We start from the raw sequence: 22,911 nt of genomic DNA on the forward strand, positions 1-22,911 counted from the left end.
AATTTCCCCACTTCGGAGGCCATTCCATGTCGCAAATGGCGATCAGTGGCGGCGGCTCCCCCCGGCAAGACGCCCGGACGAAGCCAGCCGGGCCGCCTGGCCGGTGCGCCGCAGCGCACGGCGCCCCGGGCGGTGGCGGCCGCGGGCGCAGTTGGCGGCGGTGGTGCAGCTGCGGTGGCAGGCTTGTCCGCGCAGGTTGCAGCGCAGTTCCCAGTCGATCAATCCGGACATGGCGGGCTCCTTAGTTCGGTGGCGGCCGCGCGGTTCAGGCGAGGCCGAGGTTCATGCCGCCCAGATGGGCTTGCAGCAGCACGCCCAGCAGCAGCCAGCCGATCTGCAGCGCGGCGCGCGGACGGCGCATGCAGGTTTCCACCTGTTCGCTGCGGCTTTCGCCGGACAGACACCAGGAGCAGAAGTGCTCGCAGTTGTTGGTCAGCAGGCGGTAGGCGTTTTCGCCCAGGCGGGAGCGGGCGCGTTCGACAGCGTGCGGGCCGGCGAAGCGTGCGCAGGGTTCGGGCTTGACGGCGATGCCATGGCCGGCGGCGAAGCCTTCGAGCGTGGTTTCTTCGACCGGGGCGGCTTGCAGCGCGCGGGCAAAGCCGGCGTAGTGGATGACGCGGCCAGCACCGGCATAGATGCCATGGTGGACGTAGCCATGGCGTTCGGTCACCAGGTGGGCGCCGAGCGGCAGCAGGTCGGCGTGGTGATCGTCGCTACCGTATTCGTGTTGTGGGTCCTGGGTGTTCATGGCTGGCCTCGATCTGTCTGGTTGCTGCAGGCATTGCTGCTTCGTGCCAGACCAACCGCATCAACCATGCCAATGGCAGGGAGGCACAACGGGACAAGGCTTTCCGGGAAATCCAAGGGTTTTGGCGGGGGTGACCTGTCTGACGGCAGCCAACCGCGCTGCGGCAAATCTGTTGGCTGGCGGCCACCACTCGCTCCGCGCCAGGACGACTGCGCGGGCCGGCGGGGAACCCGCGCGGTGGATACGCTGTGGTGGGTGGAGCCCGACACTGTCCGCCCGGTGTGTCGGGCATCCGCCAACGTGGCCCGCCTCCAGGCGTGTGCCCCATCGGCCCCACCCCACCTGGCAGGCCGCGCCAGTCCTGGGATTCCAATGTCTTCCTCCCGAACCCGCCGCTTGGCACGCGCCTTGCTCAATACCGGTACCACCCCCGGCGCCCCGCCGCTTTCACCGGAGACCGATTATGGCCACCCTCGCAATCAACGACCTCGGCACCTGCCGCGAACTTGCTCCCGCCGCCATGGCCCGCGTGCGCGGCGCCGGCGGGCAGTGGGTGTTCGGGTGGATCCGCCCGTTCGTGCCGTCGTCGCCGTTGCCAGGCGGGACCGTGATCAACTTTTACGAGATCAACTACAGCTTCTATGCTGATCAGATGAACAACCAGTTCCAGAACATCGATATCCGTAACAACGCGCCAAACGCCAATATCAATGTTCAGGGCGACCAGGGCGCGAGGAACGACGGCCGGCTGATCTGAACGTCAGCGCCGTCGTGGCTGCGCCCCGGCCGCGCCGGGGCTTTACGCGGACCGGAGACAAGATTGGGCTTCGACTCGCATTTCCAGTGGACCTCGGCGGCGTGCACGGACGTCGGGCGGGTCCGTGAGCGCAACGAGGATGCCTGCCTCGACCTGCCCGGGCAACAACTATGGGCGGTGGCCGACGGCATGGGTGGCCATGCCATCGGCGACTTCGCCAGCCAGGCGGTGGTGCAGGCGCTGGCCGCGCTGCCGGCGCAAGCCCGGCTGGAAGACCGGCTCGACGCCACGCGCGCGGCGATGCTGGGTGTGAACCTGGCGCTGGTCGATGAAGCCGCGCGCCTGGGTGTGCGCTGCATCGGCAGCACGGTGGTGGTGCTGCTGGCCGGCGACCGCCGCTGTGCCTGCCTGTGGGCGGGCGACAGCCGGCTGTACCGCCTGCGGGGCGGCCAGTTCGCCCGCCTCACGCGCGACCACAACCAGGTCGAGCGCCTGCTGGCGCGCGGGCTGATCACGCCGGAAGAAGCGCGCCACCATCCCGCCCAGAACACCATCACGCGCGCAGTGGGTGCGGCGGCAACGCTGGTTCCGGAGCAGTTGCTGACCGATGTGGCGGACGGCGATGTCTTCCTGCTGTGCAGCGACGGCCTGAGCAACGAAGTCGACGATGACGACATCGCCACCGTGCTGGCGCAGCAGGACGTTGCGCAGGCCGCGCAGACGCTGCTGCAGATGGCGCTCAATGCCGGCGGCCGCGACAACATATCGGTGGTGGTAATCCGCGCCGCGGATCCCTACGGCTCGGACAAGACCCTGGTGAATCCCGAGCTGGACACCTAGCTGCAGCAGCGGCGACCCTAGCCCTTGCCGCCTTCGGCCTGCCGATTGGCGCGGAAGTCCTTCGAGTGGATCCCGTGCTTCTTCAGCAGCATCTGCAGGTGCGAGCGGTTCATGTCGAAACGCCGCGCCAGTTCGGCAACGGTGCCGCCCACTTCCTGCAAGCCCCGTTCGAGAAACGCCCGCTCGGCCTCGTCGCTGGCGGCGCGCTTGGCTTCGCTGAGGGAAGTCGCCATGGTGATGTCGGCGCTGGCGGTGCCGCTGCCCACCACCGCCAGCGTGGCCGGCTTGGGCCGGATGTCCTGCGGCAGGTGCGCCAGGTCGGCCGTATCGCCGGCCAGGCATGACAGCCGGTACATCAGGTTGCGCAGTTCGCGGATATTGCCCGGGTAGTCGTAGTGCAGCAGGAAGTCGCGCAGCCGCGGCGTCAGCTTGAGCGGCCGGCGCTTGAGCATGCCGGCGGCCTCGTCACTGAAGTACGACACCAGCAGCGGGATTTCGTCGCGCCGCTCGCGCAGCGACGGCAGGCTGACGTGGATCACGCTCAGGCGATAGAACAGGTCCTCGCGGAAGGTGCCGGCCTGGCTCATGCGGCGCAGGTCCTTGTTGGTTGCCGCGACGATGCGCGTATCCACTGAGATCGCCTCGTCCGAACCAACGCGCTGGATCTCGTGCGCTTCCAGCACGCGCAGCAGCTTGACCTGCCCGGTCAGCGGCAGCTCGCCGATCTCGTCCAGGAAGATGGTGCCGGTATGCGCGCTCTCGAACTTGCCGCGCCGGTCGTTGCTGGCGCCGGTGAAGGCGCCCTTCTTGTGGCCGAACAGCTCGGATTCAAGCAGGCTGTCGGGGATCGCGCCGCAGTTGACCGAGATAAACGGCTTGTCGGTGCGCGCGCCATTGGCGTGGATCACCTTGGCCATCAGCTCCTTGCCGGTGCCGCTCTCGCCGTCGATCAGCACCGGCAGGTCAGTCGGCGCGGCCTTCTCGGCGATCTCCAGTGCCTCCAGCAGCTTGGGGTTGTCGCCAAAGGTGCCTTCGAAAATGAAACTGCGCTCCATCAATGCCTGGCGGCGCTCGCGCGGCATGCGCTCGACTTCTTCCTGCGGCGGCGCCGCCTCGGTCGCCGAGGCCGCCTGCACGAAGCGCTCCTTGTGCGACAGCCCCATCACCTCGTCGCGCAGCGTGGTGGCCTGCTTGAGCAGCTTCTCGATCTCCGGGCGGTCAAGCCGCGACGCCCAGCGCAGCGTCGAGCGCAGGATCTCGATCTTCTCGATCAGCCCGGCGAACGACACCGGGGACGTGACCGAGGCGGGGGTGGCACCCTGGTTGTATAGCTTCATGCGGCACTCAGTTGCTTCTGCACCAGTTGGAAATACATGCCCTTGCGCTCGAGCAGCTCCTCGTGCCGGCCCTGCTCGACGATGGCGCCTTCATACAGCACCAGGATCTTGTCGGCCTGCATGATGGTGCTGAGCCGATGCGCGATGATCACCGCGGTGCGCCCGCGCAGGATCTCCTGCATATTGGCCAAGATGTTGCTCTCGGACTGCGTGTCGAGCGCCGAGGTGGCCTCGTCGAACACCAGCAGGCGCGGGTCGTGGTACAGCGCGCGGGCAATGCACAGGCGCTGGATCTGCCCGCCGGAGAGCCCGATGCCGCGCTCGCCCACCACCTGCTCGTAGCCCAGCGGCAGCTTGCTGATAAAGGCATGGGCGTCGGCCATGCGCGCCACCTCCTCGATGCGGCGCCGGTCGGGGCTGTCGTCACCGCAGGCGATGTTCTCGGCGATGGTGCCCGAGAACAGCAGGTTGGACTGCATCACGTAGCCCACCTGCGCGCGGTAGAACGCCGCGTCGATCACGTTGAGGTCATAACCATCCACCGTCATCGCGCCCTCGGTGGGCTTGTAGAAGCCCACCAGCAGCTTGGCCAGCGTGGTCTTGCCCGAGCCGCTGCGCCCGACGATGGCCACCATCTCGCCCGGGCGGATGGTGAAGCTGATGTTCTCCAGCACGTAGGGCGTGTCCTCGCCGCCGTAGCGGAAGTACAGGTCCTTCATCACGATCTCGCCCTGCAGGTCGGGCAGCATCACGCGCGACAGCACGTCCTGCGGCTTCTGCTCGGGCTCCAGGTCGAGCACGTCGCCCAGGCGCTCCATCGCCACGCCGGCATCGTTGAGCTGGCCCCACAACGCCACCAGCCCCATCAGCGGCGCCAGCACGCTGCCCATGAAGGCGTTGAAGGCGATCAACTGGCCGATGGTCAGCTCGCGCTCCAGCACCAGCGTCGCGCCCACCCACAGTACGGCGATGGTGGTGGCCGCGTTGAGCAGCTGGCTCACCAGCCCCACCAGGATATGGAAGGCCTGCGCCTTGTACTGCGCCTCCAGCGCCTTGGTGTACTTGCGTTCCCAGCGCAGCCGCACCGGGCGCTCGATGCCCATGCCCTTGACGGTCTCGGCGCCGCCCAGCGTCTCCATCAGGTAGGCCTTGGCATCGGTCGAGGCGGCGAACACCTCGCGCGCATAGGTCTTGACCTTGGGCGTCACCACCACCGTCAGCGCCGCGATCGGGATCACGAAGGCGATCAGCAGCAGCGTCAGCTTGACGTTGTAGAGGAACATGATGGTGAAGTAGATAAACACCATCAGCAGGTTCAGCGCCGTGGTCACCGTCGATTCGGTCAGGAAGGCGCGGATGGTCTGGTTCTCCTGGAAGCGCGCGAAGATGTCGCCAGTCTTGCGCTTGGCAAAGAACGACAACGGCAGCGACAGCGTGTGCTTGAAGAAGTGCGACATCATGGCGAAGTCCATGTTGCGCACCATGAAGTTGGCGAGATACGCGCGGATCGTCGCCATCAGCTGCGAGAACACATTGGAGATGATCAGCCCCACGATCAGCAGGTGAAGCAGCCCCACGTTCTGGTGCACCACCACGCCGTCCAGGATGTTCTGGATGATCAGCGGCGGCACCACGCCCAGCATCTGGATCACGAAGGTGGCCAGGAACAGGTGCGCCAGGATCTTCTTGTACGGCGCGAGATAGCCGATGAATCGCAGCCACGGCGAGCGCGATACCGACAGCTGCGTCATGCTCTCGCCCGGCGAGAACAGCAGGCAGGTACCGCTCCAGCCTCGCTCGAACTCCTCCGCGCTCATCTTGCGGAAGCCGATGGCCGGGTCGGCCACCCACACCCAGCGCGACGAGATCCCGTACACCACCACGTAGTGGTAGCCCTCCCAGTGCACGATAAAGGGCAGCTCGAAGCCCATCAGCGAATCGCGCGTGCACTGCACCCCGCGCGTGGTGAAGCCGAGCGATTCGCCCGCGCGCGCCAGGCTGTCGAGCGTGGCGCCCTGCGTGGTTACGTTGGCGAGCTCACGTAGTTTGCCCAGCGTCATCGGGATACTGTAGTGCCGGCAGATCATCGCCAGGCAGGCGGCGCCGCAGTCCATCTCCTCGGCCTGCTCCACCAGCGCAAAGCGGCGGATCAGCTTTTCGCCGAGCTCGGGCTTGGATTGCAGGTCCAGCAGCACCGGGCGCTTGCGCCGTTCGGCCAGCTTCTTCTGTCGATGCAGTTCGCGGTCGAGCGCCCGGATGCGCTCTTCCAGCACCTCGCGCAGGCGCGGGTTGCGCTCCAGGATCAGCTGCACGGTCTTCTCCGGGATCACCAGCAGGCGCACGTCGGTCTCGGCAATGGCCGAGGCCAGCTGCTCCTGCCGCATCACGCAGGCGCGCTCGCCGAAGACATCGCCCTGCCCCAGCGTCGCCAGCGGGAATTCGCTGCCCTCTTCGCTGCGCACGACGCGCACGGTGCCCTGGCGCACCACGTAGAGGCGGCGGTCCTCGCGCCCCTCCTGCTTCAGGATCTCCTTGCCGGCCGCCACGCGCTTGACGCCGACGCTGCGCACGGCGTCTTCCAGCTCCTGCTTGTCGAGCTTGCCGCGCAGGTCGAACAGCCGCGCGACAAAGCCGCCGGCCGAACTGATCGCAACATAGCTGGTGATAAAGGCGAGCGCCGCGGGGTTGCCGGCCACTACCGGCTCGCCCACGCTGCGCGGGATCATCAGCAGCTCGGTCTTGCCCGAGGCGCGCACCGACGACTCATGCCGGTATTCGCGCAGCAAGGCGATATCGGCAAAGACCTCGCCGGCCTTGCGCACGCCCATGCTGATTTCCTTGCCGTGCTCCTCGTTGAACACGCGCACCGAGCCGGACTTGACGATAAACAGGCCCGGCGCCGCATCCCCCGCGTTGCAGACGGTGTCGCCGAAGCCGAAGGTCAGCACCTGCGCGGCATCGGCCAGGCGCCCCAGCTCCTCCGGCGTCAGCACCGACAGGATCTCGACGGTGGCGAGGAAGGCGGCCAGCGCCGACGCTGCCTCCGGCTTTTCCGGGGCAGCCGGGGCGGCGGGATCGCCGGTCTCGCTAGCGGGCTTCGATGACATGTTCCTGCGCCCTGGCCATCAGCCAGTCCTCGCGCAGCAGGCGGCGCACTTCCACCGCCACGTCGCCGTCGAGCGTGGCCGGGTGTTTCTCGCGCACCAGGAAAACTTCGAAGAAGGAACGGTCAGCGGCCGGGAACGGCCCCAGCAGGTCGCCCGGCTCGGCATTGAAGACCTTGGCCTCGATATCGGTCTTGAGCGAGCCGCGCAGCACCTTGCCGATCTCGCCGCCGCGCTCGCGCGTGTCGGCAATGGAATGCTCGCGCGCCATCTCGGCAAAGGCGTCGGGATCGTCCTGCAGGTACGAGATCAGCTCCTTGGCCTTGCCCTCGCTATCGACCACGATATGGCTGACCTCGATGCTGTCGAAGCGCGGCGAGTTGAGCGCAAAGTACTCCTGCACCGCGGCCTCGCTGCACACCTGCTCCATCATCCGTTCCTGGTACAGGCTGTCGGTGATAAAGGCCTCGAACTCGTCCAGGCTGACGTTCAGCGCATCCAGGTAGTGATTCATGTCGGCCGCGCGGTGGAGGCCCTGCACACGGCGGAACTGGTCGGCGCGCTCCTGGATTTCCTCGGGCGTGACCAACAGGCCCTGCCGCTTCGCGGCGTGCACGGCCAGCTTGTCGCGCACCATCTGCTCGACCAGGCCTTCGAACTGCCCGGTCAGCTTGAGCAGCCGCACGAACTCCTCGACGCCGAGCACCTCGTCGTCGATACGCACAATGCCAGTCATTTCTCGGCTCCTTTGACGGCCCCCTGCGCTGGCGCACCGGGCTGTCCACATCGGCTGTTTTCGTGTTTCCCCCGGCTGCGCTACCCGGCCACCTCACGGAAGGGGTCTAGCCCCAGGTCGATCAGGCGGCGTTCGCGCACCACGATCTCTGCCGTGGCGGTCATGCCGTAACGCAACGGATACTTGTTGTCGGCCACGGCGTAGTAGTCGCGTGCCAGGCGCACGCGGCCCTCGTAGACCGGCTGCTTGTCCGGCCCCGGCTTGGTGGCGGGCGAGATGAATTCCAGCGTGCCTTCGATGATCCCGTAGCGCTGGTACGGGAAGGCGCTGAACTTGAGCTTGACCGGCAGGCCTTCGCGCAGGAAGGCGCGGTCGCGCTCGGCAATGACGATCTTGACAACCGGGCGCGCATCCTTGGGTGCGATGCCGCCCAGCGGCGTGTTGGCCTGCACCTTGTCGCCGCGCTGGGTGGAGGTGACATCGGTGATCACGCCCGACACCGGCGCCAGGATCAGCAGGAAGTTGTCCTTGTCGATATTCTCGAAGCGGATGCGCGCCGCGGCGTCGGCCACCAGCCGCGCGGTCTGTACCTGCAGGCGCAGCTTGTCCTCGGTATTGGCGATCTCGCGCAGCGCGGCGTCGTACTGCACGCGCAGCCCGGCCAGGTCCTGGCCGCTGCTTTCGAGCTCGGAGCTGGCCTGCGTCAGCTCCCGGCCCAGCCGCGCATCCAGCTCGGCCAGCCGCGACTGCGCCACGCGCAGGTTGTTTTCCGCATCCTGCGCCGCCGCGCGCTTGGCATCCACCTGCGACTGCGACACCCCGCCGCCGCCAGGCAGTGCCAGCAGCCGCGCATAACGATCCTGCTCCTGGCGCGCGAACTCGCGCGCACGCCGGGAGTTTTCCAGGTTGCTGCGCGCTTCCTGCAGCTGCGCACGCTGCTGCTCGGCCAGGCGCGCGGTGCCCTCGGCGAGGCGGTTCTCATGCTGGCGCGTGGCCACGTCGATCTGCTGCTTGAGCGCGGCCGCCCTGCGCTCCATCAGCGCCTTCTTGTCGGGGAACTGCTTCCATTCGCGTTCGGAGTCTTCCAGCTTGAGCTGCGCTTCCAGCGCATTGGCCGCGGCTTCGATCGCGCCGCGCGCATTCAGGCGCGCCAGCACGTCGTCCTTGGATACCGGCTGCCCTTCGGCCACGTAGAGGTCGGCCAGCTCGCCGTCCACCGGGGCATAGAAGCGCCGCACCTCGGATTCCGGCGCCAGCGTGCCCTGCGCCGTAACAATGACATCGGCATGCCCGACGAACGACCACACCAGCGCGCACAGCACCAGCGCGAAGGTGGTCACGATGGTCAGCAAGCCCAGGCGCGACGGCTCGGCGCTGAGCAGGCCGATGCCTTCGGCGCTGTGGTCTTCCAGCGCCTCGGTCAGCGGCTTGAGACCGCCCTGGCGGGAGTCGTCCTTCATGGCTGCCCCGCTTGCTGTGGCGCCGCGCTGCTCACTGCGTCCCGGGCCGGCGCCTTGCCGGTGTCTTCGCCGCCGATCAGCTCCAGCTTGGTCTTGAGCACGGCGGGATCGAGCACGCTGCGCAGCTCGCGCAACGCCTGGCGCTGCTGGTCGGCCTCGGCGCGGATTTCTTCCTCGACCTTGGCGAGCTGCGCCAGGTCGGCGCTTTCGCCGGCGCGCAGCTGCGTGAAGATGCGCATGCCCTGGCGCGCGTCTTCCTGCGCCTGCGACAGCAGCCGGGCCTGCGCGCGGAACTTGGGCGAGATGCCGGGCTCGAGCCGCTGCTCGCTGCCGATCACGCCGTTGCTGCGGTACTGCTTCCACGCAACGACGGCGCTTGTCATCAGTTCGCGCGCGCGCCGCAGTGCGCTGTCGCGCACGCCGTTGACGTCGGCCTCGACCGCCTTGGCGAAGTAGCGGTCTTCATCGGCGTCGAGCATGGCGTAGAAGCCCAGCAGCCGATCCTCGTAACCCGTGCCGCCGCGCGCGGACTGCAGCTCGGCATATTGCGAGGCCACCTTCTGCTTGTGCGCGAGGTCGCGCGCGAGGTCATCGGCCCACGGGCCGCCGTTGATCTGCTTCAGCCCGGCAAGCGCGCCGGTGGTGTCGCCCTGCTGCCACGCCTTGGCCGTGCTGGCGTACTGGCGCGCCATTTCCGGCGGCGGCAGCCGCGCTGCCAGGCTGGCGAACTGCGCCTGGAACGGCGGCGTAACAAAGCGGCTGTCAGCCAGGCGTGCTACCAGCGCACCGGGCCGGCGCGCGCGCAGCGCCTGCATCAGCGCGGTATAGCGGTCCAGGTCGGCCTGCACGCGATCGAGGCCCGCCAGGCGCGGGTATTTCTCGCGGTATTCCGCGATGACCGGCTGCAAGGCCTCCGGGCGGTCGCGGCCGAGTTCGGCGGCGATGGTGGCGTTGAGCCGGTCGATCGCCGCCAGGTAGACGGACGCATCATTCTGCAGCCGGCGCACGTCGCTCAGCGCGTCCGCATAGAGGTCGCGGAATGCCGGTACATCGCCCGCGATGCGGCCGAGCGCGCGCTGGTGCGCGATGGTGTCCTGGTTCCAGTACGCCAGCAACTGGCGGATCGGCGCCTCGTCGGTGTAGAGGCGGATCGGCGCGTCGGCGCCGCGCTGCGCGGTAAAGCGCTCGAGCCGGCCGATCCAGTCGATTTCCTCCACCAGAGCGCGCGCGTCGGCGTTGTGCGCACCGAGCTTGCGCATCTGCGCCAGTGCGGCGTCGGCGCCGCTGAAATCGCCCGCCTTCAGCTTTGCCGTCCACGCGGGCACGTAGCCGCGCAGCAGCGCCTCGGTGCCGATAGCCTGCACCTGGGCATCGTCGGGATGGCGCGCCAGGTAGTCGTCGGCAGCCTGCGCCGCGCGGGGGTGGTCGCCGGCGGCAAACAGCGCCTGCACTTCGCGCTCCGCTGCGCCGCGCCAGTAGACGGCCGCGCCCGCCAGTATCGCCAGCAACAGCAACGCGCCGCCCCAACGCGCCGCGCGCCGTGTGCGCGCAGGATCGTCCAGGCCGAACTGCTTTGCGCCCTCGGCCAGCAACAGCGCGACGCGTCCGCGCTTGCGCCGCGCATGCGCGGCGTCGTGCGCCGCGGTGGCGGCCGCGGCTTGCGCTTCAGCGTCGGCATTGACTTCATCGTCCTGCTGCGCGGCGTAGTCGACGCAGAAGATATCGAGGAAGGAGTCGGCCGCGCCGACGAAAGTGGTGCGGTCATCGTCGTCGTCCGCGGCCGTTGTCGGGGATGCGGGTGGCGCGTCTGGTGCAGCGGCAACAGGCTGCAGTATCGCGTGCGTCGCGGTGGCATCGCCATCATCCGTGCGCTGGACCTGTGCCTTGTAGACAAAGTGGTTGCCACCGAAGGCGATCAGGTCGCCGTCGTCCAGCGGCACGCCGTGGTCCGTCAGCCGCTTGCCGTTGACGAAGGTGCCGTTGGTGCTGCCCAGGTCTTCCACGAACGGCACGCCGCCCTTCAGGTAGACATGCGCATGGCGGCGCGACAGGTAGTTGACCTGCTGCGGATAGCTGTCGCGGTAGCGCGCGAAGGCATCGTCGGCCTTGCTGATCAGGTACGGGAAGCCGTCCAGGTGGATCGGGTGCAGCCCGACGTCGCCGCGTTCGGGCACCAGCGTCAGCGCCACGCGTGGCGGCTCGGGCTGTGTCGCGCGCGGCGACAGCCGCACGCGGAACGACAGCGCGGGGCCGAAGGCCACTTCGTCGCCATCGGACAGCTGCGCCGGCTGTCGCGCCACCGCCGCGCCGTTCACGCGCGTGCCGTTCTTGCTGCCGAGGTCGGCTACATAGACCGCGCCATGTTCGGCAAAGATGCGCGCATGGCGGCGCGACAGGGGCGCGGCCAGTTCTTCCGGGTAGGCGGCAAACGGCCGCTCGGTCCGGCCAACGGCGAAGAGCTCTTCGTCGATGCGGATCTCGCCGAGTTCCGGGCGCGACACGGGCGTCAGGAACACATCGAATTCCTGCGCGAAATCCTGGGAGAACTCCCGCGTGAATCCCTGGGCCATTTTCACCGGCATTTCCATGATCAGTGCTTCGTCAGGAGCCATGTTTCCAGCGAGCCAACAGCACGGCTGCCGCGGCGGCCGGCCAGGGGGGTGAAGCGACTAAGAACATAGTAGGCGACGGCTTAGGCTAGTCAATCGGCCGCGGTGTGCGCGGGTGGCACCGTAGCGACACATTCGGTATGGCAAGTGGCGGGAATAAGGGGCTCGGTGCGCAACCCGTTGCGTACGCCGGCATCACGTGGATAGCGGGCCGGCACCGTAGACAGCATTTATTGAGGGGGATTCGAGGCCGTGTTGCGCACATCCGTATCGGGCCAGCCACCGCCAAGCGCCTTGTACAGCGTGACGGTGTCGGCCAGGATCTGTTGGTGGACCGCCAACAATTGCAGCTGCGCAGTCAGCAGCGAACGCTCGGTCTCGAACACTTCCAGCTGCGAGACCACGCCCTCCCTGAGCTGCGCCTCGATCTGCGCGGACACGACGCGCAGCTGCTCGACCTGCTGCTGCAGCTCGATGCGTTGCTTCTTATGCGCGTCGACATTGACCAGTGCACTCTCCACCTCTTCGAAAGCCGTCATCACGGTGCGGCCATATTCGTTTTCCGCCACGCCCACCTGTGCCTCGGTGGTCTTCACGCGGGCGCGTACGTTCGGGTCGAGCATCGGCAGGTTGATGCTGGGCATGAAGCCGAAGGTGAAGGACTTGAGCAGGTCGCTCAGGGCAAAGCTGGCGGTGCCGCCGCGCGCGGTCAGGCTGATGGTGGGCAGCTGCGCCAGGCGTGCCTGGCCGACGATGTTGTAGGCCGCCAGCACACGGTATTCAGCGGCCACGACATCCGGGCGGCGCGCCAGCAACTGCGACGGCAGCCCGGCCGGCACCGCGGGCGGCTGCACGCGGTCCTGCAGGCGCCCGGCCGGCACCTTGAGATTGCCCGCGGGCACCCCGACCAGCGTGGCCAGCGCGTTTTCCGCCACGTCGCGCGAACGGCGCAGCTCCAGCAGGTCCTTGTTGAGGCGGTTGATTTCCGCCTGCTGCTGCATCACGCGGATCTTGGGCACCAGACCGTTCTGGTACATGGCCTGGTAGGTGGACAGGATCTGCCCGTTCTTGGCGACGGTGCGCGCCTGCTGCTCGATCTGCTCATCGAACTGCAGGATCTGGAAGTAAGTAGTCGATACATTTGACACCAGCGTCAGGTAGCCGGCGCGCCAGTCGGCCTCCGTCGCGCTGAACTCGGCGGTCTGGGCCTGCACGCCCTTCTCGACCTTGCCCCAGATATCGATGTCCCAGTTCAGCTGGGCGGCGGCGTTATAGGTCCAGGTGGACTTCTGCCCGGTGGTCTTTTCGAAGCTTGCGCCGGCGCCGATATCGATCACGGGCAGCGCGCCGGCACGCGCCTCGCCGATCTGTGCGTTGGCCACGCGGATGCGCGCCGCCAGCACCTTGATGTCGTAATTGCCGCTGAGTGCCTGCTCGATCAGCTTGTTCAGGTAGGGATCGTTGAAGCCATGCCACCAGTTGGGCTGCACCGCGTCGGCCGGCGATACCGTGATCGAGTCCTGGCGCGTCCATTCGGCCTTGGCCGGCGTTTCGGGGCGCTGGTACACCGGCGGCCGGAAGTCGGCGCAGCCTGCCAGCAATGCCGCGCAGGCGGCCAGTGCGGTCAGCCAGCAGCGCGGCACCAGGGTTGGCGAGGCAATGAGGGATTCAGGCACGATAGCTTCCTGCGTGCGACAGCGGCGGAACGTGTCGGGGCGTATTGGGGATACCGCCCTGGCGTGCGCCGGGGCCGCGATGTCTGTCTGTATTGTGGTGCGCGCTGGCGCGCGCTCCAACCCCGATCTGCACGGGGTCAAGAAAAGCGCCGCGGGGACGCCCCCGCGGCGCGGCGCCATCTCAACAACCTTCTCAACGATAGATATTGTTGCTGGCGTTCTGGTTGGTATCCACATGCGAACGGACATGGTCGAGGAAGGCCGAGCCATTGCCGTTCAGATTCGTTACGGTCTGCATCTGCGCGATTTCCTGCTTGGCATTGATGCTGCTGTCGAACGCCAGCTTGATCGGGGCGTACACGGAGGCGAAGGGCAGGTAGGACAGGCCGCCGCGCACGGCGTGCATGCGCTTGCTGTCGAGGGTTTCGGCGGCGGACAGGTCTTTGATGGTCAGCGTGGTCATGATGGTCTCCGGGATCGGTAGTCAGTGCTTCGGTTCAGTTGGCCGGGGCGCGAGGGCTCAGCCGTAGATGTTGTTGGTGGCGTTCTGGTTGGTGTGCACGTTGGACTTGACGTGGTCCAGGAAGGCCGAGCCGTTGCCGTTCAGGTTGGTCACGGTCTGCATCTGCGCGATTTCCTGCGTGGCGGTGATGCTCTTGTCGATCGACAGGCTGAGCGGGTGAAACACCGGCATGAACGGCAGCAGGGCGCGGCCGCCGCGTACGGCGAGCATGCCCTTGCGGTCCAGGGTGTCGATGGTGGTCAGGTCGTTGATGGTCAGCGTGGTCATGATGGGCTCCGGTAGAGGAAGGTGTTGCCTTTGGGGTTAGGGTTGAGCATCGGGTTGGTGTCGCGCTCGGAGGGGATATCGCAGGGAGCGTGCCAGGGGGGCGGTTGTTTTTGTTGCCATCGCGCAAATGCCTGTAAACATGGGGATTTTGGCGTTTTGCGTGGTGGCGGGATGCGATGGTGCGCTGCTGGTGGAGGGTGGGCGTGGTGGATCGTGGCCAACAGATGGTGGAGATGTGTTGGGGGGTGGGTGACACTTGGCTGCTTGGGAGGCTCGCTGCGGGTTTACATCTGGTCGATGCTCGACGGCCCGCGTTGCTGGTGACATGTTGTCGCTGTTGAACCGCCTGGTTCCGCCCTCCTGGGCGGGATTTTGTGTGTAGGGCATAACATGTCGAGAAGGAGCATGTATGCCACGCAAACCAAAAGCCACACCCCGGGACCTTCCGAGCATCCCCAAGGAGCTAATTGATCAGCTCGTCAAAGGTCCGATGACTGCTGAGGCGGTGCAGGATGCCGCCATGGCGTTCAAGAAGGCCCTGATCGAGCGGGCGATGGGCGCGGAGCTGGGCCATCACCTGGGCTACCCGGAGGGTGCTGAGCGCCCCGAGAATGCCACCAACCAGCGCAACGGCTCCAGCGCCAAGACGGTGCTTACCGACACGGGACCGCTGCGCCTGGCGATCCCGCGGGACCGCGACGGCAGCTTCGCGCCCATCCTGATTCCCAAGCACGACCGGCGTTTCACTGGCTTTGACGACAAGATCATCGCCATGTATGCCCGCGGCATGACGGTGCGCGAGATCCAGGCGTTTCTGGTCGAGCAGTACGGCACCGAGGTGTCGCCTGCGTTCATCAGCTCGGTAACGGATGCGGTCATGGAGGAAGTCACCGCCTGGCAGGCCCGCCCGTTAGAGGTCATGTACCCAGTGGTGTTCTTCGACGCGCTGCGGGTCAAGATGCGCGAGGATGGCGTCGTGCGCAGCAAGGCGGTCTATCTGGCGCTGGGCGTGCTGCCCGATGGCACGCGTGACATCCTGGGCCTCTGGATCGAGACCACCGAAGGGGCAAAGTTCTGGATGAAGGTGTTCAACGACCTGAAAACGCGAGGCACCCAAGACATCCTGATCGCGGTGACCGACGGCTTGAAGGGCATGGAGCAGGCCCTGAACGCGGTGTTCCCGAGCACAACACTGCAGACATGCATCGTGCATCTGATCCGCGGCAGCCTGGACTACGCGAGCTGGAAGGACCGCCGTGCGGTGGCAGCCGCGCTCAAGCCTGTCTACACAGCAGCCACGGTAGAGGCCGCACAGGCGGCGCTATTGGCCTTCGAGCAAAGCGACTGGGGCAAGCGCTACCCGCCGATTGCAGCCTCCTGGCACCGCGCGTGGGACCGCGTGATTCCATTCTTTGCGTTCCCGCCAGCCATCCGCAAGATCATCTACACCACGAATGCCATCGAGAGCATCAACGCGCAACTGCGCAAGATCATCAAGACCCGCGGACACTTCCCGAGCGATGAAGCGGCCACCAAGCTGCTGTGGCTAGCCTTGCGCAACATCACCTGCAAGTGGGGCAGCGCCACGCACGACTGGAAAGCGGCCATGAACCAGTTCGCGATCCTCTACGAGGATCGCTTCACACAACCCCATCGCTGAGATAGGATCAAAGGCCTGCCTGCCGGGCAGCCGGCCCGGCAGGCAGGCCTTTAGCCTTGCACACAAAAATCCTGACACCCCCCGCCCAGGAGGGCAGAACCGAGCGGTTCAACAGCGAAAACATGTCACCAACAGCGAGGGCCGCCGATCATCGACCAGCCCCCCCCTTCACTTCACTTCACTTCACTTCACTTCACTTCACTTCACTTCACATAAATCGTAATCTTCTTCGAATAAACCGGCGGGTTGGTAGGAATGTGCTTGTCATCACCCATCAAAAGCTGCAGCGTGTGCTTGCCGGGCGGCAACTCGACCATGGTCTCGGTCTCCCCCGCCCCAAAATGCAAGTGATTCCGGTCATTGGGGATTTCCTTATCCATCGGCGGCAGCTCGACATCGATCAGCAAATGATGATGCCCGGTGTTGGGATACTTCACATCCTTGGGCGCCACCCCCATGTTCCGCAACCCGAACCACACCTTGAACGGCTTGCCCGCAGGCATCGTCTGCCCATCGTTGGGCCAGCCGATATAGAGATAGGCATTGGGCGGGGCCGGCGTCGACCCGCCCTGGACCGCCGCGGACAGCAGCACGCTGACGGCGAAGGCAGCGGCAGCAAGTAGTCTGAACATGGCGCTCTCCCCTGTTTGCTGATCGGCCTGCGCGCGGCTAGCGCACCGTGATCGTGACCTTCTTCGAATAGATCGGCGGCTCGAACGGCACATGCTTGGCATCGCCCAGCAGCAGCTGCAACGTGTGCTTGCCGGGCGGCAGCTCGATGCGCGCGTCGGTCTCGCCCGCACCGAAGTGCAGGTGGTTCTTGTCCGACGGGATTTCCTTGTCCAGCGGCGGCAGCTCGGTGTCGATCAGCAGGTGGTGGTGCCCGCAGCGCGACGATTCGACGCCCTTGGGGCAGACGCCCATATTGCGCAGGCCCATGCGCACCCAGAACTTGCCGCCGCTGATGACGGTCCCATCGTGCGGCCAGATAATGTAGACCTCGGCATTGGGCGGGGCTGCCGTCGACAGCGACAACGACGGGGCTGCGGCCAGGGTTGCGGCCGCCAGCAGGCGGAACAGGAATCGTCTGGACATACGCGGCGCCTCCCGGAAGACTGTCCGAAACCCGATCACGTTGTCCCGAAAGCCCATTCTTGTTGCTTGTTGGTCAGCGCTCGGCGATTCGTCATTCAGGTTAGGATGCAACCCCGGAAAAAGCGAACCCGGCGTGTCGTGGCCAGATGGGAATGCCCCGCCGGAGACACAAGCGCTGTGCTATCTTGAAGCAAGCCGGTCGACGTCTCGGCAACACCACAATGCGCCCCCGGGTATGCGTCCCGCATGCAACGGGTTCGCCGCGGCCCCAATGAGGTGTGAAATGTGGCGCAATCTACCAGTCGTGCGCCTGGCCGCGATGGCCGGGATCCTCGCCACCGCGCCGCTGCCCGCGCAGGCGGCCGGCGCTGCCACCGCTGCACCGGCCACGGAGCCGCTGCTGCTGGCCGGCATCATGCCCAAGAACACCGACGAGCAGTACGAGCTGAGCTTCTGGGAATCGATCAAGAACAGCAACCAAGCCAGCGACTACGAAGCCTACCTGAAGCAGTATCCCAACGGGCGCTTCGCGGTGCTGGCCAAGGCGCGCCTGGAGCGGCTCGCCGCCGCCTCGCCACCGAAGGCGCAGCCACCATCGCCGCCCCGCTCCGGCGCAACTGCCGGCGGCCAGGTGACGCGGCCGCCGGCGGCATCCCCACCGGCCGCGGCGCGTCCGGCATCGCCACCGGCGGCCCCGCCTGCGGCGGCATCGGCAAAGCCGGGCGCGGCGGCAGGCGGTGCGGTCAGCACCACACTACGCGCCGGTGAGATCCGCGATTGCCCAACCTGCCCGGTGCTGGTCTCCCTGCCTGCCGGCAGCTTCACCATGGGCAGCAGCGCCAGCGACCCCGCCGAGAAGCCCCCGCATCACGTCACCATCGGCCAGCCATTCGCGATCGGCCGCTACGAGGTCACGGTCGAGCAATGGAACGCCTGCGCCACCGCCGGCGGCTGCCAGAGCATCCCCACCGTTGCCGAAAGCGCCAAGAACGCGCCGGTGCGCGACGTCAGCTGGGACGACGCGCAGCAGTACGTGGCCTGGCTCAGCAAGACCACCGGCAAGACCTACCGGCTGCCGACGGAGGCGGAATGGGAATACGCGGCGCGCGGCGGCACCGCCAGCGCGTTCTGGTGGGGCGACCAGATGCGCAAGGGCAATGCCAACTGCAAGGACTGCGGCGAGCCGTGGAGCCAGGACGCGCCGGCGCCGGTGGGCTCATTCGCGGCCAACCCCTATGGCCTGCACGACGTCAACGGCAGCGTGTGGGAATGGGTGGCCGATTGCTGGCACAGCTCGTACAAGAACGCACCGACCGACGGGCGCGCCTGGAACGAGAATGCCTGCGGCTCGCGCGTGATCCGCGGCGGCTCGTGGCGCGAAGGCGCCAGCTACATGGTGTCGTCCACGCGCTTCAAGTACAGCCCGAGCGTGCGGCAGTCGCAGAACGGCTTTCGCGTGGCGCGCGACATGAAGTAGTGCTGGCGCCAACGGCAATGCCGGGCGTCATGAGGCTCGCGCTCACCGCGCGCGCGTCGAGATCTGCACCAGGTCCGCGCTGATGCGGTCCCGGCCATAGGTGCGCGCCATCTGCGCGAGTGGCTTCTCCAGTGCGCGGACGTAGTCCTGCCGCGCCTCGACCTCGGAGCGGCGCCCTTCGAACAGCGGCGCCGGCGTGGTCAGCAGCACCACCAGTTCGGTACCGAACGGACCGGAGACGATCCAGTCACCGCTGTCGCCAATGGTGGCAGTGAGACCGGGCGGCGCCTGGTGCGCGGGCACGCGTGCGCTGGGCACCATGTGCGCCACCTTGCCGTCAGCCGCGAAGTAATCGACATAGACATAGGAGTCCTGCGCCGGCGTGCGCAGGTCCAGCACCAGCGGGTTTCCCTCGGTCAGCTGCGTACCCTGGCCGCGCAGCCGCAGCGAAGACGCGGTGCCGCCCTCGCGGTTGCCCGACCAGTATGGGGCGACCAGCGTGGCCACGTCGCACTTGTCGGCGGCCAGCGGCTGGGTGTCGATCGACACGCCCTTCACCCCCGGCAACGCGCCGAGCTGCTCGCGCAGTCGCGCGGGCCCCACGCTCTCGGCCAGGAAACCGCGCACGCGCACTGTCTGCGCCTGCTCGCTGGCGCTCAGCAGCGAGCACGGCACAGCGGCCAGCACCTTGCGGACCTCGGCCATCGACAGTACTGCCGGACGCGCGGGTGCGGGTGCGGGTGCGGGCGTGGCGGGCGCCGGAGCCGGTGGCGTGGCCGGCGCCTCGACCCGTGTGTCGTCCGCCGGCGCTCCCGCCTGCCGCTGTGCATGCCAGGCGTAGTAGCCGATCGCCGACACGCCGGCCAGCACCGCCAGCACGCCACCTGCCATCAGCGGCGAGGGGCGCGGCGTGGGCGCTATCGGCACCGCGCTCATGCCTTTCAGGAACAGCGCGACCGTCGGTGTGCGGGTTTCACGGTCCAGCGACAGCGCTTCGCGCAGCGTCTTCCATTGGGTGCGGCTCAGCTGCGGCGGCTGCACCGGCTTGAGCCCGGCCTCGCGCGCCTGGTTGGCTCCCAGCCGCTGGTACGGATGCTTGCCCGTCATCAGTTCATAGGTCACGCAGGCCAGCGCGAAGATATCGTCGCGCGGATCGGGCTCACGGTGCTCGAACATCTCGGGGCTGGCGTAGGCCGGGGTCATGCCGCCCAGCGAGCCGGGATCGAACACGGTCTTGTCGGATTCGTCCGCCGGTGGCAGGAAGCCGCGCGCAATGCCGAAGTCGATCACCTTGACCTCGCCGCTGTCGGTCAGGAAGACGTTGGCGGGCTTGAAGTCGCAATGCACGAAGCCGCGTTCGTGCGCGTAGGCCAGTGCGTTGCCCATGCCGTTGATGATGGACATGGCGCGCGCCATCGGCATGCCGGCAAAGCCCGGCGCCTTGAGCACATGGTTCAGCGAGGTGCCGGACAGGTATTCCATGGTCAGGAAGACCACCGGCCCGTCGCGGTCGAAGTCATAGACCGTGACGATGTTCCGGTGCGCCAGCGTCTGCGCCTTGCGCGCCTCGCGCTGCAGCGCCATCAGCGACTTGGGATGGCCGCTGAACTGCAGGTTCAGCACCTTGATGGCGATATACGGCTTGCGGTCAGACGCTTCTAGCTTGCGCAGGTCGAGCGCCTTGTAGACCGTGCCCATGCCGCCCACGCCCAGGCACTCCTCCAGCACGAAGCGGCCGTTGAGGGTATCGCCGACGCCCTTGGTGTGCGCCGCCTGCGGCAGCGTGCCCGCCTCGGGCGAGGTCGCGTACAGCGAGCCCGTCTGCGGCCCGCTGGCCAGGCGCGTGGCTTCGGTGGCGGCACCGTACTGCGTGGCGCTCTGGCGCTCGATGCGCCGCATCACTTCAGCATAGACCGCGGGCGGGAACGGGAAACGCGTGTTTTCCTCGATGACCACGCGCGCCGCCTGGCTGGGCGTGGTGGGGTCCTGCGCCAGGGCTGTCTCGAACGACGCGACGAACTCGTCGTCGGAGAGACCGCCGTTCTGGAACTTGCGGATCAGGTCTTTGAGACTGGCCACGGCATGCCCCGACATGGTTGCTGACAGGATCGACCCACCGTGCGGAAGTACCCTGCCTTCGATGGATACTAGTGCGCACCCAAGGCATGCGCAATCCATCCGCAGTCAGCACGCAACGCATCGCGCGCCCGGTCGTCGCCGATCGCGGCAGCCGCGCAGCGCCACTGTCGCCGCGGCGCCAACACCAGTATGCCAACTGTTGGCCCGGGCCCGTCAGCCATGACCCCCGGCATGAGCCGCAGCCAGTGCGCGCGAGCCGACATCACAAATAAATCCCTCATGTTTTCAGGTAGTTACGCGTGCCCGGCGCGGTTGGCAACGGCGTTGGCACACTCCCTGCGTTAGTACCTCCCGAGCGCGACATCCGATGCTCGAAACCAACCCCAAGGCAATACCTTCCTCTACCGGAGACCATCATGACCACGCTGACCATCAAGGACCTGTCCTCCACCGAAACCCTGGACCGCAAGGGCATGCACGCCGTACGCGGCGGCTTCGCCTACATGCCCTTCGTCTACAGCCCCGTGAAGCTGTCATTCGACAGCAGCATCAACGCCAAGCAGGAAATCGCGCAGATGCAGACCGTCACCAACATGAACGGCAACGGCTCGGCCTTCCTGGACCACGTCAAGTCCAACGTGCACACCGACCAGTACGCCAGCAACAACATCTACCGCTGAGCCCTCGCGCCCCAGCCAACTGAACCGACGCACCGACTACCGATACCGGAGACCATCATGACCACGCTGACCATCAAAGACCTGTCCGCCGCCGAAACCCTCGACAGCAAGCGCATGCACGCCGTGCGCGGCGGCTTCGCCTACATGCCCTTCGTGTACGCGCCGCTCAAGCTGTCGATCGACAAGAGCATCACTGCCACGCAGGAAATCGCGCAGATGCAGACGGTGACCAACCTGAACGGCAACGGCTCGGCCTTCCTGGACCACGTCAAGTCCAACGTGCACACCAACCAGAACGCAACCAACAACATCTACGGCTGATACGTCCTGGTCGCGGCATGCGCGGAGAAGCAGCAATCTCCGCGCCAGCCGCCCCCGGCACCCCGTTTAAAGGAGCACCATCATGTCAACAATCCTCGTCCGCGATCTTGCCCTGAGCAAGGAACTCGACCGTGCCTCGCTGTGCGCCGTACGCGGCGGCAATTCGTGGCTCAGCCGCGGCATCGGCAACGTCGGCCCGCTGGCCAACGTCACGGTCAATGTCAACCAGAACATCGCGCAGCTGCAGAGCGTCAACGTGAACACCCTGAACAACGTCGGCAGCATCGGCCCTGGCTTCGGCCCGGTGCGCGTCAACGTGGACCCGTCGCAATGGGGCGGCAATTTCGCCGCCGTCTGAGCGAAGCGCGGGGCGGGACTGTGGCCAGGGAGGACCGCGGACCGTCTCGCCTATACTGAAGCGGTCCCGCGGCCGCATGGCTGGGGTTCCCTACCGGGGACCGCGGCCATGCGGCCGCGGTCCCGCATGACGGAGACAGCCATGGCAGTGATCGTCATCAAGGATTTGTCCGACAGCATGGATCTCGACCGGCAGGCCATGACCGCCATCCTGGGCGGGGGGCGCACCGCCGGCGGCCAGGCATGGCATGGCCTGCGGCGCCAGGGCGTCGCGCGCATCGTCGACTACCCGGGCGGATTGCCGGGCAACCGCTACGTGATGCCGCGCGAGCAGCCGCTCGGCCGGCTGCCGCGCAAGGCAGCGGGCAAGGATGCCGAGGACTGAACTGCAGCAGGAACGAAAGCCGCAAAATGAAAGCCCGCCAGTCAATGGCGGGCTTGGTTGCGGACGGGCCCGGACATCCTGGGTCCACGCGGTCAGCAGTTCGGTCATTCAATTGGCCAGGCAGGCTTCCCATGATTCCGCCCATGACGCGGACGCCCATCCGGACCACCCGGAGAGTCGCAGAAAGTCTGGCACTGGGGGCAATGACCGCATTGCTCGCCGCGAACAGCGGCCCAATGCCGCTGGAGGAGGTCAAGCGGGAACGTTTCGTCCGCCCCGTGCGGGCATCCTGTGTGCCCGCGCCTCCAGTATAGGCGGGCGCCGCGCCCTTGCAACCCGCGCCAGCGCCGGCGCGGTGCCGGGGCGGCGTGGGGTGATCGCCGGCTGACATATCCGGTTACGTTTTCGCACCGCAACAAAAATTCCGCACTCTGCTATAATCCGCCGCTGTGAGTTTCGCAACTGTGAGATCCGCCAAGCGCCCGGCACTGCTTCACCTTCCTGCCGCGGCGAATCCGCTGCCCTCCCAAGCTCTGTTTCCTCGCTGCCGGACGCCTGGTTAATCACCTAAGCGCCAGCCGCCCAGCAGAACGCATCGCTCACCTGACGTCGCCTCGTCTCCGATCCTGTTGAACAGCCTGAAACCTGAGCTGTTTGCCTGCCAGGGACATGGCCGGACCGCCTAGCGGGACCAGCCAAAGCCCTGCCTGCCGCCGTACTGCCAGCTGTGTCTGTCGTAACGGCCTCACCGATTGGCGCCGAAGCCTTTTTAAGACTTTGCACTGCGCCCACCCCATTTG

Annotated in this window: 21 protein-coding genes; 8 read left to right on the plus strand and 13 right to left on the minus strand. The window is 66.8% G+C overall.

Translation table 11 applies throughout. The annotated features are described in order from the left end of the window. Window positions 1-42: 42 nt before the first annotated feature. Both ABNX08_RS15775 and ABNX08_RS15780 read right to left on the minus strand, forming a co-directional pair. Entirely contained in the window at window positions 43-231 is a 189-nt protein-coding gene (locus ABNX08_RS15775; RefSeq protein WP_022536031.1) for a hypothetical protein, read from the minus strand. 34 nt (window positions 232-265) lie between these two features. Then, window positions 266-748 (minus strand): lecithin retinol acyltransferase family protein, encoded by a 483-nt coding sequence (locus ABNX08_RS15780; protein WP_349607288.1) that lies wholly within the window; start codon window positions 746-748, stop codon window positions 266-268. Window positions 749-1,211: 463 nt separating this feature from the next. Here ABNX08_RS15780 and ABNX08_RS15785 point away from each other — a divergent pair, with 463 nt between their 5' ends. Then, window positions 1,212-1,505: a hypothetical protein gene (locus ABNX08_RS15785; RefSeq protein ID WP_022536033.1), complete on the plus strand. Its 294-nt coding sequence runs from the start codon at window positions 1,212-1,214 to the stop codon at window positions 1,503-1,505. A gap of 63 nt (window positions 1,506-1,568) precedes the next feature. Then, window positions 1,569-2,345 (plus strand): PP2C family serine/threonine-protein phosphatase, encoded by a 777-nt coding sequence (locus ABNX08_RS15790; protein ID WP_022536034.1) that lies wholly within the window; start codon window positions 1,569-1,571, stop codon window positions 2,343-2,345. Window positions 2,346-2,362: 17 nt separating this feature from the next. On the opposite strand, the gene ABNX08_RS15795 is transcribed toward ABNX08_RS15790, so the two are convergent. From ABNX08_RS15795 to ABNX08_RS15830, 8 genes are all read right to left on the minus strand, one after another. After that, window positions 2,363-3,682, minus strand: coding sequence for a sigma-54-dependent Fis family transcriptional regulator (locus tag ABNX08_RS15795; RefSeq protein WP_022536035.1), 1,320 nt, complete (start codon window positions 3,680-3,682; stop codon window positions 2,363-2,365). Further along, on the minus strand, window positions 3,679-6,789 hold the full coding sequence (locus ABNX08_RS15800) for a peptidase domain-containing ABC transporter (RefSeq protein ID WP_022536036.1): 3,111 nt from the start codon (window positions 6,787-6,789) through the stop codon (window positions 3,679-3,681). The genes ABNX08_RS15795 and ABNX08_RS15800 overlap by 4 nt, the downstream gene beginning before the upstream one ends. Continuing rightward, complete coding sequence (locus ABNX08_RS15805) at window positions 6,770-7,522, minus strand: peptidylprolyl isomerase (RefSeq protein WP_349607287.1); 753 nt, start codon at window positions 7,520-7,522, stop codon at window positions 6,770-6,772. The genes ABNX08_RS15800 and ABNX08_RS15805 overlap by 20 nt, the downstream gene beginning before the upstream one ends. Before the next feature lie 80 nt (window positions 7,523-7,602). Beyond that, window positions 7,603-8,982 carry an HlyD family efflux transporter periplasmic adaptor subunit gene (locus tag ABNX08_RS15810; RefSeq protein WP_022536038.1) on the minus strand — a complete coding sequence of 460 codons (1,380 nt, stop codon included), beginning with the start codon at window positions 8,980-8,982 and terminating at the stop codon, window positions 7,603-7,605. After that, the gene (locus ABNX08_RS15815) at window positions 8,979-11,594 is read right to left on the minus strand and encodes an FHA domain-containing protein (protein ID WP_349607286.1); all 2,616 of its coding nucleotides are present in this window, start codon (window positions 11,592-11,594) and stop codon (window positions 8,979-8,981) included. The genes ABNX08_RS15810 and ABNX08_RS15815 overlap by 4 nt, the downstream gene beginning before the upstream one ends. 227 nt (window positions 11,595-11,821) lie before the next feature. After that, window positions 11,822-13,267: an efflux transporter outer membrane subunit gene (locus tag ABNX08_RS15820; RefSeq protein ID WP_022536040.1), complete on the minus strand. Its 1,446-nt coding sequence runs from the start codon at window positions 13,265-13,267 to the stop codon at window positions 11,822-11,824. 193 nt (window positions 13,268-13,460) lie between these two features. After that, window positions 13,461-13,730 (minus strand): hypothetical protein, encoded by a 270-nt coding sequence (locus tag ABNX08_RS15825; RefSeq protein ID WP_022536041.1) that lies wholly within the window; start codon window positions 13,728-13,730, stop codon window positions 13,461-13,463. 57 nt (window positions 13,731-13,787) lie between these two features. Further along, window positions 13,788-14,057 (minus strand): hypothetical protein, encoded by a 270-nt coding sequence (locus ABNX08_RS15830; protein ID WP_022536042.1) that lies wholly within the window; start codon window positions 14,055-14,057, stop codon window positions 13,788-13,790. Between the two features lie 409 nt (window positions 14,058-14,466). On the opposite strand from ABNX08_RS15830, the gene ABNX08_RS15835 reads away from it, so the two are divergent. Further along, a complete protein-coding gene (locus ABNX08_RS15835; RefSeq protein ID WP_374063611.1) occupies window positions 14,467-15,717 on the plus strand; it encodes an IS256 family transposase in 1,251 nt (416 codons plus the stop codon). Between the two features lie 203 nt (window positions 15,718-15,920). On the opposite strand, the gene ABNX08_RS15840 is transcribed toward ABNX08_RS15835, so the two are convergent. Continuing rightward, on the minus strand, window positions 15,921-16,349 hold the full coding sequence (locus ABNX08_RS15840) for a DUF4399 domain-containing protein (RefSeq protein ID WP_022536044.1): 429 nt from the start codon (window positions 16,347-16,349) through the stop codon (window positions 15,921-15,923). A 37-nt stretch (window positions 16,350-16,386) separates the two neighbouring features. Beyond that, a complete protein-coding gene (locus tag ABNX08_RS15845; protein ID WP_041681111.1) occupies window positions 16,387-16,812 on the minus strand; it encodes a DUF4399 domain-containing protein in 426 nt (141 codons plus the stop codon). An 826-nt stretch (window positions 16,813-17,638) separates the two neighbouring features. On the opposite strand from ABNX08_RS15845, the gene ABNX08_RS15850 reads away from it, so the two are divergent. After that, entirely contained in the window at window positions 17,639-18,289 is a 651-nt protein-coding gene (locus ABNX08_RS15850) for a formylglycine-generating enzyme family protein (protein WP_374063680.1), read from the plus strand. Between the two features lie 42 nt (window positions 18,290-18,331). On the opposite strand, the gene ABNX08_RS15855 is transcribed toward ABNX08_RS15850, so the two are convergent. Further along, the gene (locus tag ABNX08_RS15855; protein ID WP_022536047.1) at window positions 18,332-20,383 is read right to left on the minus strand and encodes a serine/threonine-protein kinase; all 2,052 of its coding nucleotides are present in this window, start codon (window positions 20,381-20,383) and stop codon (window positions 18,332-18,334) included. Between the two features lie 401 nt (window positions 20,384-20,784). On the opposite strand from ABNX08_RS15855, the gene ABNX08_RS15860 reads away from it, so the two are divergent. The 4 genes from ABNX08_RS15860 (at window position 20,785) to ABNX08_RS15875 (ending at window position 22,111) form a co-directional block, all read left to right on the plus strand. Beyond that, complete coding sequence (locus ABNX08_RS15860) at window positions 20,785-21,048, plus strand: hypothetical protein (RefSeq protein WP_022536048.1); 264 nt, start codon at window positions 20,785-20,787, stop codon at window positions 21,046-21,048. Between the two features lie 57 nt (window positions 21,049-21,105). Next, window positions 21,106-21,369: a hypothetical protein gene (locus ABNX08_RS15865; RefSeq protein WP_022536049.1), complete on the plus strand. Its 264-nt coding sequence runs from the start codon at window positions 21,106-21,108 to the stop codon at window positions 21,367-21,369. An 82-nt stretch (window positions 21,370-21,451) separates the two neighbouring features. Beyond that, window positions 21,452-21,727 carry a hypothetical protein gene (locus ABNX08_RS15870; RefSeq protein ID WP_349608822.1) on the plus strand — a complete coding sequence of 92 codons (276 nt, stop codon included), beginning with the start codon at window positions 21,452-21,454 and terminating at the stop codon, window positions 21,725-21,727. Between the two features lie 141 nt (window positions 21,728-21,868). Continuing rightward, window positions 21,869-22,111, plus strand: a complete 243-nt coding sequence (locus tag ABNX08_RS15875) for a hypothetical protein (protein WP_022536051.1) — start codon at window positions 21,869-21,871, stop codon at window positions 22,109-22,111. Window positions 22,112-22,911 lie beyond the last annotated feature (800 nt).

Source organism: Cupriavidus sp. DF5525, from assembly GCF_040149425.2.
Taxonomy (GTDB): Bacteria; Pseudomonadota; Gammaproteobacteria; order Burkholderiales; family Burkholderiaceae; genus Cupriavidus; species Cupriavidus pickettii_A.

Bases quoted from the DNA above. Each gene is read 5' to 3' on its own strand.
- ABNX08_RS15775 (WP_022536031.1), bottom strand. From the start codon at position 231: ATGTCCGGATTGATCGACTGGGAACTGCGCTGCAACCTGCGCGGACAA.
- ABNX08_RS15780 (WP_349607288.1), bottom strand. From the start codon at position 748: ATGAACACCCAGGACCCACAACACGAATACGGTAGCGACGATCACCAC.
- ABNX08_RS15785 (WP_022536033.1), top strand. From the start codon at position 1,212: ATGGCCACCCTCGCAATCAACGACCTCGGCACCTGCCGCGAACTTGCT.
- ABNX08_RS15795 (WP_022536035.1), bottom strand. From the start codon at position 3,682: ATGAAGCTATACAACCAGGGTGCCACCCCCGCCTCGGTCACGTCCCCG.
- ABNX08_RS15800 (WP_022536036.1), bottom strand. From the start codon at position 6,789: ATGTCATCGAAGCCCGCTAGCGAGACCGGCGATCCCGCCGCCCCGGCT.
- ABNX08_RS15805 (WP_349607287.1), bottom strand. From the start codon at position 7,522: ATGACTGGCATTGTGCGTATCGACGACGAGGTGCTCGGCGTCGAGGAG.
- ABNX08_RS15810 (WP_022536038.1), bottom strand. From the start codon at position 8,982: ATGAAGGACGACTCCCGCCAGGGCGGTCTCAAGCCGCTGACCGAGGCG.
- ABNX08_RS15815 (WP_349607286.1), bottom strand. From the start codon at position 11,594: ATGGCTCCTGACGAAGCACTGATCATGGAAATGCCGGTGAAAATGGCC.
- ABNX08_RS15825 (WP_022536041.1), bottom strand. From the start codon at position 13,730: ATGACCACGCTGACCATCAAAGACCTGTCCGCCGCCGAAACCCTCGAC.
- ABNX08_RS15830 (WP_022536042.1), bottom strand. From the start codon at position 14,057: ATGACCACGCTGACCATCAACGACCTGACCACCATCGACACCCTGGAC.
- ABNX08_RS15835 (WP_374063611.1), top strand. From the start codon at position 14,467: ATGCCACGCAAACCAAAAGCCACACCCCGGGACCTTCCGAGCATCCCC.
- ABNX08_RS15840 (WP_022536044.1), bottom strand. From the start codon at position 16,349: ATGTTCAGACTACTTGCTGCCGCTGCCTTCGCCGTCAGCGTGCTGCTG.
- ABNX08_RS15845 (WP_041681111.1), bottom strand. From the start codon at position 16,812: ATGTCCAGACGATTCCTGTTCCGCCTGCTGGCGGCCGCAACCCTGGCC.
- ABNX08_RS15850 (WP_374063680.1), top strand. From the start codon at position 17,639: ATGGGCAGCAGCGCCAGCGACCCCGCCGAGAAGCCCCCGCATCACGTC.
- ABNX08_RS15855 (WP_022536047.1), bottom strand. From the start codon at position 20,383: ATGTCGGGGCATGCCGTGGCCAGTCTCAAAGACCTGATCCGCAAGTTC.
- ABNX08_RS15860 (WP_022536048.1), top strand. From the start codon at position 20,785: ATGACCACGCTGACCATCAAGGACCTGTCCTCCACCGAAACCCTGGAC.
- ABNX08_RS15865 (WP_022536049.1), top strand. From the start codon at position 21,106: ATGACCACGCTGACCATCAAAGACCTGTCCGCCGCCGAAACCCTCGAC.
- ABNX08_RS15870 (WP_349608822.1), top strand. From the start codon at position 21,452: ATGTCAACAATCCTCGTCCGCGATCTTGCCCTGAGCAAGGAACTCGAC.
- ABNX08_RS15875 (WP_022536051.1), top strand. From the start codon at position 21,869: ATGGCAGTGATCGTCATCAAGGATTTGTCCGACAGCATGGATCTCGAC.